This window comes from Stenotrophomonas sp. GD03794, assembly GCF_029842145.1.
Lineage (GTDB): Bacteria > Pseudomonadota > Gammaproteobacteria > Xanthomonadales > Xanthomonadaceae > Stenotrophomonas > Stenotrophomonas riyadhensis.
This window is the reverse complement of sequence record NZ_JAOCFV010000042.1, coordinates 1-13,628: the sequence shown is the minus strand read 5'-3', so window position 1 is coordinate 13,628 and position 13,628 is coordinate 1. Positions and strand designations below refer to the sequence as shown.

14 protein-coding genes are annotated in these 13,628 nt (G+C 67.5%); 10 read left to right on the top strand and 4 right to left on the bottom strand.

Features of this window, described 5'->3' with window-relative positions:
- Positions 1-235 precede the first annotated feature (235 nt).
- Genes N5D91_RS18220 through N5D91_RS18205 form a run of 4 tightly spaced genes read left to right on the top strand, consistent with a single transcriptional unit; the run spans position 236 to position 3,090 of the window.
- Complete coding sequence (locus N5D91_RS18220; protein WP_180854772.1) at positions 236-817, top strand: nitroreductase; 582 nt, start codon at positions 236-238, stop codon at positions 815-817.
- Positions 814-1,749, top strand: coding sequence for a 5'-3' exonuclease H3TH domain-containing protein (locus N5D91_RS18215; RefSeq protein ID WP_153856338.1), 936 nt, complete (start codon positions 814-816; stop codon positions 1,747-1,749). The genes N5D91_RS18220 and N5D91_RS18215 overlap by 4 nt, the downstream gene beginning before the upstream one ends.
- Entirely contained in the window at positions 1,746-2,300 is a 555-nt protein-coding gene (locus tag N5D91_RS18210; protein ID WP_110711105.1) for an NUDIX hydrolase, read from the top strand. Before N5D91_RS18215 ends, N5D91_RS18210 begins: the two co-directional genes overlap by 4 nt.
- Complete coding sequence (locus N5D91_RS18205) at positions 2,293-3,090, top strand: N-formylglutamate amidohydrolase (RefSeq protein ID WP_180854773.1); 798 nt, start codon at positions 2,293-2,295, stop codon at positions 3,088-3,090. The genes N5D91_RS18210 and N5D91_RS18205 overlap by 8 nt, the downstream gene beginning before the upstream one ends.
- Positions 3,091-3,173: 83 nt before the next feature.
- Here the strand turns inward: N5D91_RS18205 and N5D91_RS18200 are convergent, their stop codons facing one another.
- Together N5D91_RS18200 and N5D91_RS18195 are read right to left on the bottom strand one after the other, a co-directional pair.
- Positions 3,174-3,779, bottom strand: coding sequence for a hypothetical protein (locus N5D91_RS18200; protein WP_279922721.1), 606 nt, complete (start codon positions 3,777-3,779; stop codon positions 3,174-3,176).
- Between the two features lie 62 nt (positions 3,780-3,841).
- Positions 3,842-5,260: an MFS transporter gene (locus N5D91_RS18195; protein ID WP_180854774.1), complete on the bottom strand. Its 1,419-nt coding sequence runs from the start codon at positions 5,258-5,260 to the stop codon at positions 3,842-3,844.
- Positions 5,261-5,365: 105 nt separating this feature from the next.
- Here N5D91_RS18195 and N5D91_RS18190 point away from each other — a divergent pair, with 105 nt between their 5' ends.
- A complete protein-coding gene (locus N5D91_RS18190) occupies positions 5,366-6,250 on the top strand; it encodes a LysR family transcriptional regulator (RefSeq protein ID WP_110711101.1) in 885 nt (294 codons plus the stop codon).
- 167 nt (positions 6,251-6,417) lie between these two features.
- On the opposite strand, the gene pip is transcribed toward N5D91_RS18190, so the two are convergent.
- Together pip and prmC are read right to left on the bottom strand one after the other, a co-directional pair.
- Positions 6,418-7,359 (bottom strand): prolyl aminopeptidase, encoded by a 942-nt coding sequence (gene pip, locus N5D91_RS18185; protein ID WP_014646006.1) that lies wholly within the window; start codon positions 7,357-7,359, stop codon positions 6,418-6,420.
- A 48-nt stretch (positions 7,360-7,407) separates the two neighbouring features.
- On the bottom strand, positions 7,408-8,265 hold the full coding sequence (prmC, locus tag N5D91_RS18180) for a peptide chain release factor N(5)-glutamine methyltransferase (protein WP_180854775.1): 858 nt from the start codon (positions 8,263-8,265) through the stop codon (positions 7,408-7,410).
- 322 nt (positions 8,266-8,587) lie between these two features.
- On the opposite strand from prmC, the gene ahpC reads away from it, so the two are divergent.
- The 5 genes from ahpC to N5D91_RS18155 all read left to right on the top strand — a co-directional run bounded on the left by ahpC (position 8,588) and on the right by N5D91_RS18155 (position 13,552).
- Complete coding sequence (ahpC, locus tag N5D91_RS18175) at positions 8,588-9,151, top strand: alkyl hydroperoxide reductase subunit C (RefSeq protein ID WP_014036055.1); 564 nt, start codon at positions 8,588-8,590, stop codon at positions 9,149-9,151.
- A gap of 225 nt (positions 9,152-9,376) precedes the next feature.
- Positions 9,377-10,969, top strand: coding sequence for an alkyl hydroperoxide reductase subunit F (gene ahpF, locus N5D91_RS18170; protein ID WP_180854776.1), 1,593 nt, complete (start codon positions 9,377-9,379; stop codon positions 10,967-10,969).
- Positions 10,970-11,054: 85 nt separating this feature from the next.
- The gene (locus N5D91_RS18165; RefSeq protein ID WP_094000372.1) at positions 11,055-12,017 is read left to right on the top strand and encodes a LysR substrate-binding domain-containing protein; all 963 of its coding nucleotides are present in this window, start codon (positions 11,055-11,057) and stop codon (positions 12,015-12,017) included.
- A gap of 123 nt (positions 12,018-12,140) precedes the next feature.
- Positions 12,141-12,545: a nucleoside diphosphate kinase regulator gene (rnk, locus tag N5D91_RS18160; protein WP_005408156.1), complete on the top strand. Its 405-nt coding sequence runs from the start codon at positions 12,141-12,143 to the stop codon at positions 12,543-12,545.
- A 50-nt stretch (positions 12,546-12,595) separates the two neighbouring features.
- The gene (locus N5D91_RS18155; RefSeq protein ID WP_153856334.1) at positions 12,596-13,552 is read left to right on the top strand and encodes a transaldolase; all 957 of its coding nucleotides are present in this window, start codon (positions 12,596-12,598) and stop codon (positions 13,550-13,552) included.
- The last annotated feature ends 76 nt before the right edge of the window (positions 13,553-13,628 follow it).

Genomic DNA, 13,628 nt, shown 5'->3' with positions numbered 1-13,628 from the left:
CAGCCCGTCGCGGACAGTGAAACAGTCCTCACTTCAAACCTCATGACCGGCGGCCCGGCAAGATAGATATCGTAAGCCGTGCAAGGCCTGCGAGGCGAGGGGAAGCGGTCGTCCGTTTCCCGCCAGTGGCATGACGTTCATCACAGTTTGATATTCAAGGTCCGGACGCGACACAAACGGCGTCTTTGACCACCCCGACTATAATCAAATACCCGTGATGACCGGTTCAGACTCCATGCCCGACCCCGCCGCCCTGCTCGCCCTGGATGCCCGCCGCTCAGTGCCCTCGCGGCAACTGGGCGAGCCTGGACCGGACCCGGCCACCCTGCAGCGGATGCTGGCCTCGGCGGTGCGTGTGCCCGACCACGGCAAGCGCGTGCCCTTCCGCCTCCTGAAGATCGCCGGCGATGCACGTCACACTCTGGGCGACTTCCTGGCCGAGCGAAGCCGCCAGCGCGACCCGCAGGCTGGCGAGGCGGTGTTCGAGAAGGACCGCCAGCGTTTCAGCCATGCACCGCTGGTGATCGTGGTGGTGGCCAGCCCGCGTCCGGACCCGAAGGTGCCCGAGCAGGAACAGCTGATGACCGCCGGCTGCGTCTGCTTCGCATTGCTGCAGGCCGCGCAGGCGCTGGGCTTCGGCGCGCAGTGGCTGACCGCCTGGATGGCCTTCGATCCGGCCGTGCACGCCCATCTGGGGCTGTCCGAGGGCGAAGGCATTGCCGGTTTCATCCACATCGGTACACCCAAGGCCGCCGTGCCCGAGCGCGAGCGCCCCGACCCGGTGGCCCTGCTGCGTGACTGGACGCCGCCGGCATGACCCTGCCGGCTCCGCCGCCGTCGCTGTACCTGGTTGATGCCAGCATCTACGTGTTCCGCGCCTGGCATTCGCTGCCAGACCAGTTCCAGGACGCGCAGGGCTGGCCGACCAACGCCGTGCACGGCTTCGCCCGCTTCCTGCTCGATCTGCTCGAACGCGAGCGTCCGCAGCACATCGCCATCGCCTTCGACGAAGCACTGGACAGCGGCTTCCGCCATCGCCTGTATCCGGCCTACAAGGCCAACCGTGACCCGGCGCCGGAAGCGCTCAAGCGCCAGTTCGTGCACTGCAAGGCCTTGTGCGCGGCACTCGGCCTGGCCGTCCTGGCCCACCACGAGTACGAGGCCGACGACCTGATCGGCAGTGCGCTGCACGTGCACCGTGGCAGCCATCGCGGGGTGATCATCTCCGCCGACAAGGACCTGTCGCAGCTGCTGCTCGACCACGACGAGCAGTGGGACTACGCGCGCAACCAACGCTGGGACGTCGCGGGCGTAAAGGCGCGACACGGCGTGCACGCGCACCAGATCGCCGATTACCTGGCACTGTGCGGTGACGCCGTGGACAACATTCCCGGTGTCAGTGGCGTCGGCAGCAAGTCCGCCGCCGTGCTGCTGGCCCACTTCGGCAGCATGGATGCGCTGTACGAACGCCTGGACGAAGTGCCGTTCCTGCGCCTGCGCGGCGCCGCACAGATGGCGGTGCGCCTGCGCGAGCAGCGCGAGCACGCCCAGCTCTGGCGCCAGCTGACCACCATCGCGCTGGACGCGCCGCTGGAGGGCAGCCAGCCTGGGCTGCTGCGCCAAGCCGCCGACCCGGAGCTGCTCGGCGGCCTGTGCCAGACCCTGCGCTTCGGCCCGATGACCCGCCGCCGGCTGTTCGATGCCGCCGGCGTGGCCGACCCTCTTCCCACCCACAGCGAGCCCGCATGAGCCAGCGCAACACCGAAGCCCCGCGCGTCGTCTATGAAGGCAAGTACCAGCGCATGCTGGTGCGCGGCACCTGGGAATACAGCGAACGCACCCACGCCGGTGGCCTGGCGGCGATCATCATCGCCGTCACCCCCGAGGACAACGTGCTGTTCGTCGAACAGTTCCGCGTGCCGTTGCAGGCCCCGACCATCGAGATGCCGGCCGGCCTGGTCGGCGACATCGATGCCGGCGAGTCGATCGAAGTCTCGGCCGTGCGCGAACTGGAAGAAGAAACCGGCTGGACCGCCGATCACGCCGAAGTGCTGATGATCGGCCCGACGTCTTCCGGTGCCAGCAGCGAGAAGATCGCCTTCGTACGCGCCACCGGCCTGCGCCGGATCGGCGAAGGTGGCGGCGATGACAGCGAAGACATCACCGTGCACGAGATTCCGCGCGCGCAGGCGGCGGCGTGGCTGGTGCAGAAGATGGGCGAAGGCTACGAGCTGGATGCCAAGCTGTGGGCCGGCCTGTGGATGATCGAGCACCACCTGGACGGGCGCCCGCGTGGCTGACGCCGACCTGCATGCACTGCCGGCGCTGCTTGGCGCCGATGATCCGGCAATCTACGCGATCCACCGGGCGCAGGGCGCGTCGCCGTACCTGCTGCTGGCCGACCACGCCGGCCAGCAGGTGCCGCGTGCCCTCGCCGGCCTGGGCTTGCCGCAGGTCGAACTGGATCGCCACATCGGCTGGGACATCGGCATTGCCGGCACCACCCGCGCACTGGCCGAACGGCTGGATGCCTGGGCAATCGAACAGACCTATTCGCGGCTGCTGATCGACTGCAACCGCCCACTGGCCTCGCCCACGCTGATTCCGGACGTGAGCGACCACACCGTGGTCCCGGGCAATGCCGGGCTGTCGGCGGCGCAGCGGCAACAGCGCATCGATGCGATCCACGCGCCGTACCACGCACGCATCGACGCGGAACTGGACGCACGCCGCGATGCCCGTCGCCCCACCCTGCTGGTGATGATGCACAGCTTCACGCCAACGATGAACGGCATGCAGCGGCCGTGGCATGCCGGCGTGCTGTACCACCAGGACACGCGGTTCGCGCATGCACTGCTGCAGGCACTGCGCGATGAAGGCGACCTGGTGGTGGGCGACAACGAACCGTATTCGGTCAGCAGCTCCAGCGACTACGCGGTCCCGGTGCATGGCGAAGGCCGCGGGCTGGTGCATGTGGAACTGGAGATCCGCCAGGACCTGATCGCCGATGCCGCCGGGCAGCAGGCATGGGCGGAGCGGCTGGCGCGGATCTTCGGCGCGCTGCAACCGCAGCTGCTGGCCGCCGGGTGATTTACCCAGGCTTGGTAGTGCCGGCCGCTGGCCGGCAACTGCAATGATTCAACGGACCCGGGGTTGCCGGCCAGCGGCCGGCACTACCGCAATTCGGGCGCATCCATCCACGGGAACGGCTTGAACCCGTGCACCTGCACGGTCGCACCGATCGCTTCGAACTGATCCTTGATCGCCTGCGCACGGCGACGATCCAGCGCTTCACCCAGCACCAGCGGCAACGCGCGGCAGCACGCCAGCGCCTCGCCCACCGGCATCTCCAGCAGGCGCGCCACGCGCTGCGCAGCGGCCTTCAGCTGGTCTGCCGGGCACGCCACCAGGCACAGGTCGAACGAAGCGAAGATGCCTTCGCCCACCCCTGCCTCGCGCGCCGCCGCCAGTGCTTCAGCACCCGCTTCGCCCAGGGCCTCGTCGATACCCTCGACCTGCTGGAATGCGTCGTACTCGGCGTAGTAGGCCAGCGCCTGCGCGTAGTCCTGCAGCGACGACAGCGGGCGTTGCCGCTTCTGCACATCCAGCACGTCGGCAAACGTGGCCGGCTCAAGATACGGGAACAGCCCCATCGCTGCCGAAGCGGCCGACCGCTCGCCGTCGTCATCCAGCGCTTCATCACTGGATGACGGCAACCACAACCGTGCCGCCAGCAGGTCCTCGTCGCTCGCCATCACCCAGCCGAAGGCATTCCACACCGCATCGTCATCGTTGCAGGCAGCGAAGGCATGCAGGGTCTGTTGCAGGTCCAGCAGTTCGATCAGCCGTCGGTGCTCAGGCAGGCAGTCGCTGCCGAGTCTACCGGCGCCGGGCGCAGGCCCAGCGCGATCACCACGCCGAGCGCGGCGAACAGCGCAGCGCCGTACTGTGCGTTGACCATGCCCTGCAGGGCATCCGGGCTGGTTGCCGCCTGCGTGCCGCGCGCAGCGTTGGCGATCATCACCAGTACCGCCAGTCCCAAGGCGCCGCCGATCTGCTGGGCAGTGGCCGCCATGCCGGACGCAACGCCTTGCTGCGGCCCCGGCACGCCCTGCCCGGCCACGATCCACATCGCCGTCCAGCTCATGCCCTGGCCGACGCTGAGCACCACGATGCCCGGCAACAGCGGCCAGTAGCTGGCGCCATGCGGCATCGCCAGCGCCACTGCGGCGATGCCGACGGCACCTGCGGCGAAGCCCCAGGCCAGCACCTGCCGTGGCGAACGGCGCTGCAGCATGCGTTCGGCAATCCGGATGCCGAAGGTGCACACCAATGTCGGCAGCAGGAAGGCCATACCGGCCTGCAGCGGGCTCCAGCCATAGCCATCCTGGAAGTAGAGCGCCAGGAAGTAGTACTGCACGCCATAGCTGCTCATGAAGGCGAAGGTCAGGCCGAGTGCCGCGCGCAGGCCGGGCAGGCGCAGCAGCGCAAACTGCATCAGCGGGTCACGGCTGCGCTTTTCGATCTGTACGAACACCGTCAACAGTACGGCTGAAAGCAGCAGGCAGATGAGCGTGGCCGGCGCCGTCCAGCCCCACTCCGGCCCTTGCACCAGGGTGGTCACCAGCAGGCTGCCGCCGGCCGTGACGGTGAGGCAACCGGCCAGATCGAATGAACGGCCCCGCACCCGTGGACCATCGGCCGGCAACCACGCACCGGCTGCGACCGCGCACGCCGTGGCCAGCGGCACGATCACCGCCAGCACCGCCGGCCAGCCGAACGCCTGGGTCAGCACGCCACCGAGCAGCGTGCCCAGCGCCAGGCCGACCGCGCTGGCCATGCTCCAGATCGCCAGCGCGCGGTTGCGCACCGGGCCTTCCGCGTACAGCGTGTTGATCAGCGCCAGCGTGGCCGGGAACAGCAACGCGGCACCGATACCCTGCGCCGCGCGCGCGATGATCAACAGCGTGGCGTTCGGCGCCAGCGCACCGAGCAGCGAGGCCAGCGCGAACAGCAGCATGCCCAGCCGGTAGAAGCGGCGGCGGCCGATCAGGTCGGCGGCGCGCCCGCCCAGCAGCAGGCTGCCGCCGAAGGCCACGGTGTAGGCACTGACCACCCATTGCAGCTGCTGCGCGTTGATCTGCAGCGCGCGGCCCATGTCATGCAGGGCAACGAAGATGATGGTGGCATCCAGGGCAATGATCAGCTGGGCGGTGGCCAGCAGGGTCAGCGCCCAGCGCGGGTATTTGAGGGGAGGCATCGGCGGTCTGGCGCGGTGGGGGAGCGCAGTCTCATTGATGCGAGCCAATCAATAAACCCCTCCCCGACCATATCTGTCATGATTTTCGGCATGAATGGAGCTTCGATGGACCTCAATGCGGTGCGCATGCTGGTGCAGGTGGCCGAAGCGCGCAGTTTCACCGTGGCCGCCGGCCAACTGGGCCTGAGCCAGTCCGGCCTGTCGCGCGCGATCGGGCGGCTGGAAGCCACGCTGGGGGTGAAGCTGCTGCAGCGGAACACCCGCAACGTGGCGCTGACCCCGGATGGCCGCCAGTTCGTGGAACAGGTGTCGCCGCTGCTGGCCGGCCTGGACGATGCCGAGCGGCAACTGGCCGACCGCCCGTGCACGCCCTCGGGCACGTTGAAGATCAGTGCGCCGTCGATGTTCGGGCGCAAGGTGCTGGTGCCGATGCTGGCGCCGTTGCTGCAGCAGCATCCGCAGCTGCAGGTGGAAGCGGTGCTCAGCGACCGCCTGGTCGATCTGGTCGAGGAAGGCTTCGATGCCGCGCTGCGCACCGGCGTCATCGCCGACCAGCGCATCGTCGCGCGGCCCTTGCGGCCGCTGCGCTGGGTGACGGTGGCCAGCCCGGGCTATCTGGCCCGTTGTGGCGCACCGGACGATGTGGCCGCGCTGCAGGATCATGCCTGCCTGGCGGTGCGCAACCTGCGCAGCGGCCGGCTGGTGGACTGGCAGTTCCTGCAGCACGGGCAACTGCGTGAGTTCACGCCCCCGACGCGGATGGTGTTCGACAGCGGCGATCCGCTGGTGGAAGCGGCCATCGCCGGCATCGGCATCGTGCAGGTGATGGATTTCGCCGTGGCCGACGCCTTGGCCGATGGCCGCCTGCAGCGCGTGCTGCAGCCGTTTGAAGGCCGCAGCCGTGCACTGTCACTGATCTATCCGCCCTCGCGGCAATGCTCGCCAAAGCTGCAGGTACTGGCCGACGCGTTGCTGGCTGGGGATTGGTAGCGCCGGCCGCTGGCCGGCGCCTGCGTGGATCCAACCGTTTCCGGGTTGCCGGCCAGCGGCCGGCACTACCGGGCTGCGGTAGATCCACGCCGTGCGTGGATGGGGTTGCGGCTCGGGGTCAGAGCCCTTTCCGCGGGAAAGGGATCCGACCCCTGGGCAATCAACGATCAGGCGAAGCTATCGGTGGCGCGCACCAACGCGTCCACGTTCTCGGCCTCGAACGCCGAGTGACCCGAAGCCGGGGTGATTTCCAGCTTCGCCTTCGGCCACACCTTGGTCAGGTCCCAGGCATTGGCCAGCGGGCAGACCACGTCGTAGCGGCCGTGCACGATCACGCCCGGAATATCGGCGATGCGGTGGGCGTCGCGCAGCAGCTGGTCTTCCACCTCGAAGAAGCCGCCGTTGACGAAGTAATGGTTCTCGATGCGGGCGAAGGCCAGCGCGAAGTGCGGGTCTTCGTGGCTGTTGATGAAGTCATCATCGACGTGCAGGAAGCTGGTCGCGCCTTCCCACACCGCCCACGCCTTGGCCGCTTCCAGGCGGGTGGTTTCGTCGTCGCTGGTCAGGCGGCGGTGGAAGGCCGAGATCAGGTCATGACGCTCCACCGAAGGAATCGGCTTGAGGTAATGCTCCCACGCATCCGGGAACAGGCGGTTGGCGCCTTCCTGGTAGAACCATTCCAGCTCCCAGCGACGCAGCATGAAGATGCCGCGCAGGACCAGTTCGGTCACGCGCTGCGGATGGGTTTCGGCATAGGCCAGTGCCAGGGTCGACCCCCAGCTGCCGCCGAACACCTGCCAGCGATCAACCTTGAGGTGCTCGCGCAGCTTCTCGATATCGGCGACGAGGTCCCAGGTGGTGTTGTCCACCAGGTCCGCGTGCGGGGTGGAACGGCCGGCACCGCGCTGGTCGAACAGGATGATGCGGTACTTGGACGGGTCGTGGAACTGGCGCATCTTGTCGCTGCAACCACCGCCCGGACCACCGTGCAGCATCACCACCGGCTTGCCATCCGGGTTGCCGCACTGTTCGAAGTACAGCGTGTGGCGGTCGTCGACCTTCAGGGTGCCGACGTCGTAGGGGGTGATGGCGGGGTACAGCGTACGCATGCTTGCAGCTCCAGGGTGATGCCCTGCCGGGGCAGGAGAACCTCCATTCTAGGCCGGACGCCGGCCCAGGGTGATGCGGTCGCGCTGCTCCAGATCCTGCGCGGTCTGCACCTCCGCAAAACCCGCAGCGTCGAACAGCGCGCGGATCGCTACGCCCTGGTCCCAACCGTGCTCGATCAGCAGCCAACCGCCGGGCAGCAGGTGGGCCTGGCCACCGTCGACGATGCGGCGGATGTCATCCAGCCCGTCCACGCCGGAGGCCAGCGCGGTGGCCGGTTCGAAGCGCAGGTCGCCCTGTGCCAGGTGCGGATCGTCGCTGGCGATGTACGGCGGGTTGCTGGCGATCAGGTCGAACCGCGCGCCCTGCAGCGGCGCATACCAGTCCTGCCCGCCCTCGGCGAAGCGGACGTTGCGCAGTTCATGGCGGGCGGCATTGCGCGCGGCCACGGCCAGCGCACCCGGGCTGGCATCGGTGGCCAGCACCTGCGCCTGCGGCCGTTCGCTGGCCAGCGCCAGAGCGATCGCACCGCTGCCAGTGCCGAGGTCGGCCAGCTGCAGCGCCTGGTCTGATGGCAGGCGCTCCAGCGCCAGCTCGACCAGCAGTTCGGTTTCCGGCCGCGGGATCAGCGTGGCCGGGTCGACCTCCAGGTCCAGCGTCCAGAAACCGCGGCGGCCGGTCAGGTAGGCCACCGGCTCGCCGGCCACGCGGCGGGCCAGCAACGCTTCGAAGGCGGCCTGGTCGGCGGCGGCCAGCGGATCGGTGGCATGCGCGAACAGCCAGCTGCGCGGGCGGTCCAGCACGTGCAGCAGCAGTAGTTCGGCCTCGTGGCGGGCCTCAACGCCGCCGAGGCGGGCACTGGCCTCGGCCACGATCTGGCGCAGGGAGGGTTCGGGTTGGAAAGACATGCCGCAATTGTAGAGCCGAGCCCATGCTCGGCTGCTCCACCCGCAGCCGAGCATGGGCTCGGCTCTACAAAAGCTGGAATCCGTTCAGATTCCGCCGAAGGGGATAAGGAGGGGCTATTGGCCCCATTCAGCCGTTCCGGAAGATTTTCCTTGTCACACAGGCAGTTGCAGGATGAGAGCGTCCAGGTTCAGTGCCAGCTCATGGCTTTTTGATAGACTACATCTATCGAATAGATGCAATCAATGGATTGTTCTTATCGCCAGCGAATCGGTAACCTAGCTCCTGTCGATTCACCCACTCCCCTTCACCAGAGGAAAAACGATGTCCCTGATCAACACCCAGATCCAGCCGTTCGAAGCCAACGCTTACCACAATGGCGAGTTCATCAAGGTTTCCGACAACAGCCTGAAGGGCCAGTGGTCCGTCCTGATCTTCATGCCGGCCGCCTTCACCTTCAACTGCCCGACCGAGATCGAAGACGCCGCTGACCACTACGCCGAGTTCAAGAAGGCCGGCGCCGAGGTCTACATCGTCACCACCGACACCCACTTCTCGCACAAGGTGTGGCACGAAACCTCGCCGGCCGTCGGCAAGGCCCAGTTCCCGCTGGTCGGCGACCCGACCCACCAGCTGACCCGCGCCTTCGGCGTGCACATTGAAGAAGAAGGCCTGGCCCTGCGCGGCACCTTCATCATCAACCCGGAAGGCGTGATCAAGACCCTGGAGATCCACTCCAACGAGATCGCCCGTGACGTCGCCGAGACCCTGCGCAAGCTGAAGGCTGCCCAGTTCACCGCCGCCAACCCGAACCAGGTCTGCCCGGCCAAGTGGAAGGAAGGCGAGAAGACCCTGACCCCGTCGCTGGACCTGGTCGGCAAGATCTAAGGCAGTACCGGCCTGCCGTGGCCCCACGCCACGGCGCGCCCTTCATCCCCGTGCCGGTCCCCCCGCCGGCGTGGGGGTGAACCCAAGACAGCCAACGCTCGCCCGCCTTGGCCAGCCAGCCCCTTCCACGGTCGCTGTCTTGGGTTCACCCCTACCCCCTGCTGGTCCGCTACCTTCTACAGCGGTGCCACGCCCCCTGTTTGCCTGAAGCCAGGAGATGACCCGATGTTGGACGCCAACCTGCAGTCGCAGCTGAAGACCTATCTGGAGCGCGTGACCCGCCCGATCCAGATCACCGCGCACGCCGACGACGGCGCCAAGTCGCAGGAAATGCTGGAACTGCTGCAGACCCTGGAAAGCCTGTCGGACAAGATCTCGCTGCAGGTGCTGCGCGATGGCCAGGGCCGCGTGCCGTCCTTCGACCTGGGCACCCCGGGCCAGGACATCCACCTGACCTTCGCCGGCCTGCCGATGGGCCACGAGTTCACCTCGCTGGTGCTGGCGCTGCTGCAGGTCGGCGGCCACCCGTCCAAGGCCACCGCCGAGCTGATCGAGCAGGTGCAGAACCTGGAAGGTGAATACAAGTTCGAAACCTACTTCTCGCTGTCCTGCCAGAACTGCCCGGACGTGGTGCAGGCACTGAACCTGGCCGCGGTACTCAACCCGCGCATCCAGCACGTGGCCGTCGACGGTGCCCTGTTCCAGGACGAAGTCGAGCAGCGCGAGATCATGTCGGTGCCGACCGTGTACCTCAACGGTGAAGTCTTCGACCAGGGCCGCATGACCCTCGAGCAGATCGTGGCCAAGCTGGACACCAATGCCAGCAAGCGCGATGCCGAGAAGATCGCCGCCAAGGACGCCTTCGACGTGCTGGTGGTGGGCGGTGGCCCGGCCGGCGCGGCAGCGGCGATCTATGCTGCACGCAAGGGCATCCGCACCGGCATCGCCGCCGAGCGTTTCGGTGGCCAGGTGCTGGACACCATGGCGATCGAGAACTTCATTTCGGTGAAGGAGACCGAAGGCCCGAAGCTGGCCACGGCGCTGGAACAGCACGTGCGCGAGTACGAGGTGGACATCATGAACCTGCAGCGCGCCAGTGCGCTGGTGCCGGCCGGCGAAGACGGCCTGGTGCAGGTGCAGCTGGAGAACGGCGCGGTGCTGAAGTCGCGCTCGGTGATCCTGTCCACCGGCGCGCGCTGGCGGCAGATGAACGTGCCGGGCGAAGACCAGTACCGTAACAAGGGCGTGGCCTACTGCCCGCACTGCGATGGCCCGCTGTTCAAGGGCAAGCGCGTGGCGGTGATCGGCGGCGGCAACTCCGGCGTGGAAGCGGCCATCGACCTGGCCGGCATCGTGTCGCATGTAACCCTGCTGGAGTTCGATTCCAGCCTGCGCGCCGATGAAGTGCTGCAGAAGAAGCTGCGCAGCCTGGCCAACGTCACCGTGCTGACCAGCGCACAGACCACCGAAGTGCTGGGCGACGGCAGCCGTGTCACCGGCCTGGTCTACAAGGACCGCGTCGGCGGTGATGCCCACCGCGTCGAGCTGGAAGGCATCTTCGTGCAGATCGGCCTGCTGCCCAACACCGAGTGGCTGAAGGATGTGGTGGCGTTGTCGCCGCGTGGCGAGGTCGTCATCGACGACCGCGGCCAGACCAACCTGCCGGGCGTGTTCGCTGCTGGCGATTGCACGACGGTACCCTACAAGCAGATCATCATCGCCATGGGCGCCGGTTCCACCGCCGCACTGAGCGCGTTCGACCACCTGATCCGCTCGTCGGTGAGCAGCAGCAGCGGTGCCGTTGCTGAAGCAGCCTGATCCACCGTTCCCAGATCACCGGGAACATTGTCTGCCTGTCGGGTAACCACGCCGTCAGCCGGTCCGTTACCCCTGGGGTGTAAGGATGAACCTACGTGATCTGAAGTACCTGGTAGCCCTGGCCGACCACAAGCATTTCGGCCGGGCTGCCGCCTCCTGCTTCGTCAGCCAGCCCACGCTGTCGACGCAGATCCGCAAGCTGGAAGAAGAGCTGGGCCTGCCGCTGGTGGAACGCGCACCGCGCAAGGTGATGCTGACCCCGGCCGGGCAGGAAGCGGCGGCACGGGCACGGGTGATCGTGTCCGAAGTGGAACAGCTGAAGGAAGCGGCGCGACGCAGCCGCGATCCGGAAGCCGGTACGGTGCGCCTGGGGATCTTCCCGACCCTCGGCCCGTACCTGCTGCCGCATGTGATTCCACGCATCCGCGATCGCTTCCCGGAGCTGGAACTGCTGCTGGTCGAGGAAAAGAGCGATGTGCTGCTGGATCGCCTGCGCGAAGGCAAGCTAGACGCTGCACTGCTGGCCCTGCCGGTGATCGACGACCAGCTGCATGCCGAGTTCCTGTTCGAGGAACCGTTCCTGCTGGCCGTGTCCGGGCGCCACCCGTTGGCCCGTCGCGAACACCTGGACGTGCAGGAACTGGCCACGCAGAAGCTGCTGCTGCTGGAAGATGGCCATTGCCTGCGCGACCAGGCGCTTGAAGTCTGCCGCCTGTTCGGTGCCAACGAGAAGTCCGAGTTCCGCGCCACCAGCCTGGAAACGCTGCGGCAGATGGTCGCCGCCGACGTCGGCATCACCCTGCTGCCGAGCCTGTCGGTGCAGCCGCCGGTGCCGCGCTCGAACAACATCCGCCTGCTCGATTTCACCGGCGAAGGTCGTCCCAGCCGCCGCATCGCCATGATCTGGCGGCGCAGCTCGGCCATGAACGACTTCCTGATGGAGCTGGCCGACCAGTTCAAGCGCCTGCCGCAGGCGCTGTTCACGCTGGAGGCGCTCAATGCCGCCAGCGATGCACCCGCCCTGCCCGGCCCCGCGCTGAACGGCTGAACCCCCGCAACACCGGCCTGGAATCGGCAGGAGTCGATTCCGGCCGCATTTGTCCCCACAATACAGACAGGCGGCGCCAGCAGGTGCCGCCTTTTGCATGGCTTTCAACCAAGGAGCTTCACCATGAGTACCGCCAGCGGCCTGCCGCCGTCGATCACCGTTTCTACCTTCGACATGGACCGCCTGGACGCCATGCTCGAATCCCCTGCGCTGAGCCAGACGCCTGCCGCGCTCGCGCTTGCTGAAGAACTCAACCGTGCCACCGTGCTGGCACCGGACCAGATTCCCGAAGGCATCGTCATGATGCATTCGCGCGTGGAGTGCGAAGATGAAGTGTCGGGCGAGAAGCACGTCCTGACCCTGGTCTTCCCCCGCGAAGCCAACGTCGATGAAGGCAAGGTTTCCGTGCTGGCCCCGGTCGGCAGTGCCCTGCTCGGCCTTTCGATCGGCCAGAGCATCGACTGGAACGCGCCCGGCGGCCGCAAGCTGCGCCTGCGCGTGACCGCGGTCCACAACGACCGCCCCTGATTACCGCTGCGCACCGCGCGCGATTCGATCCCCCTGCACCAGGAGCCGTAATGAGTACCCCGTCCAAACTGTCCCAGCTGCGCGAACTGTCCGTGGTCGTTGCCGATACCGGTGACTACGAGGCGATCAAGCGCCTGCAGCCGGTGGACTGCACCACCAACCCGACCCTGGTGAAGAAGGCGCTGGACCTGCCGGTCTATGCCGAGTTGATCGAACGCGAACTGGCCTGGGGCCGCCAGCAGAGTGGCGACCGCGAAGCGGTGGTGCACGCCGTGGCCGACCGCCTGACCATCGGCGTCGGCGCGCTGCTGAGCACGCTGGTGCCGGGCCGCGTGTCCACCGAAGTGGATGCCGACCAGGCCCACGACACCGCTGCCACCGTGGCCAAGGCCCGCCAGTTCATCCAGATGTACGCCGATGCCGGCGTGCCGCGCGAGAAGATCCTGATCAAGATCGCCGCGACCTGGGAAGGCGTGGAAGCCGCGCGCATCCTGCAGGCCGAGGGCATCGACTGCAACCTGACCCTGATCTTCAACCCGACCCAGGCGCTGGCCTGCAGCGAAGCCGGCGCGTTCCTGATCTCGCCGTTCGTCGGCCGCATCCTGGACTGGTACGTGGCCAACGGCCAGACGCCGGCCAACATCGATGAAGACCCGGGCGTGAAGTTCGTGCGTGGCGTGTATGCCGAATTCAAGCGCCGCGGTTCGCCGACGGTGGTGATGGGCGCCTCGTTCCGTTCGACCGCGCAGATCGAAGCGCTGGCCGGCTGCGACCGCCTGACGATTTCGCCGGACCTGCTGGAGAAGCTGGACGCCGACCACGGCGAGCTGCCGCGCAAGCTGGTGGCCGGTGCGGCGGATGGCGCGACGGTGGCCCCGATCGATGCCGCGAAGTTCGCAGCCGACCTGGCGGCCGATCCGATGGCGACCGAGAAGCTGGCGACCGGCATCGATGCGTTTGCCAAGGATCTGCAGGCGCTGCGCGAGCGCATTCGCTCGGAACTGTGAGGATTCCGGCCAACGGCTGAGCCCCTCGTGGCGGGGGCTTGGTCGCGAACTGCGTGGAGCAAAAGCCGCGCTGGGG

What these genes read in the sequence shown, in the direction of transcription:
- N5D91_RS18155 (WP_153856334.1), top strand. Translation starts at nt 12,596, where the DNA reads ATGAGTACCCCGTCCAAACTGTCCCAGCTGCGCGAACTGTCCGTGGTC.
- N5D91_RS18220 (WP_180854772.1), top strand. Translation starts at nt 236, where the DNA reads ATGCCCGACCCCGCCGCCCTGCTCGCCCTGGATGCCCGCCGCTCAGTG.
- rnk (WP_005408156.1), top strand. Translation starts at nt 12,141, where the DNA reads ATGAGTACCGCCAGCGGCCTGCCGCCGTCGATCACCGTTTCTACCTTC.
- ahpF (WP_180854776.1), top strand. Translation starts at nt 9,377, where the DNA reads ATGTTGGACGCCAACCTGCAGTCGCAGCTGAAGACCTATCTGGAGCGC.
- N5D91_RS18195 (WP_180854774.1), bottom strand. Translation starts at nt 5,260, where the DNA reads ATGCCTCCCCTCAAATACCCGCGCTGGGCGCTGACCCTGCTGGCCACC.
- N5D91_RS18215 (WP_153856338.1), top strand. Translation starts at nt 814, where the DNA reads ATGACCCTGCCGGCTCCGCCGCCGTCGCTGTACCTGGTTGATGCCAGC.
- prmC (WP_180854775.1), bottom strand. Translation starts at nt 8,265, where the DNA reads ATGTCTTTCCAACCCGAACCCTCCCTGCGCCAGATCGTGGCCGAGGCC.
- N5D91_RS18190 (WP_110711101.1), top strand. Translation starts at nt 5,366, where the DNA reads ATGGACCTCAATGCGGTGCGCATGCTGGTGCAGGTGGCCGAAGCGCGC.
- N5D91_RS18210 (WP_110711105.1), top strand. Translation starts at nt 1,746, where the DNA reads ATGAGCCAGCGCAACACCGAAGCCCCGCGCGTCGTCTATGAAGGCAAG.
- ahpC (WP_014036055.1), top strand. Translation starts at nt 8,588, where the DNA reads ATGTCCCTGATCAACACCCAGATCCAGCCGTTCGAAGCCAACGCTTAC.
- N5D91_RS18165 (WP_094000372.1), top strand. Translation starts at nt 11,055, where the DNA reads ATGAACCTACGTGATCTGAAGTACCTGGTAGCCCTGGCCGACCACAAG.
- pip (WP_014646006.1), bottom strand. Translation starts at nt 7,359, where the DNA reads ATGCGTACGCTGTACCCCGCCATCACCCCCTACGACGTCGGCACCCTG.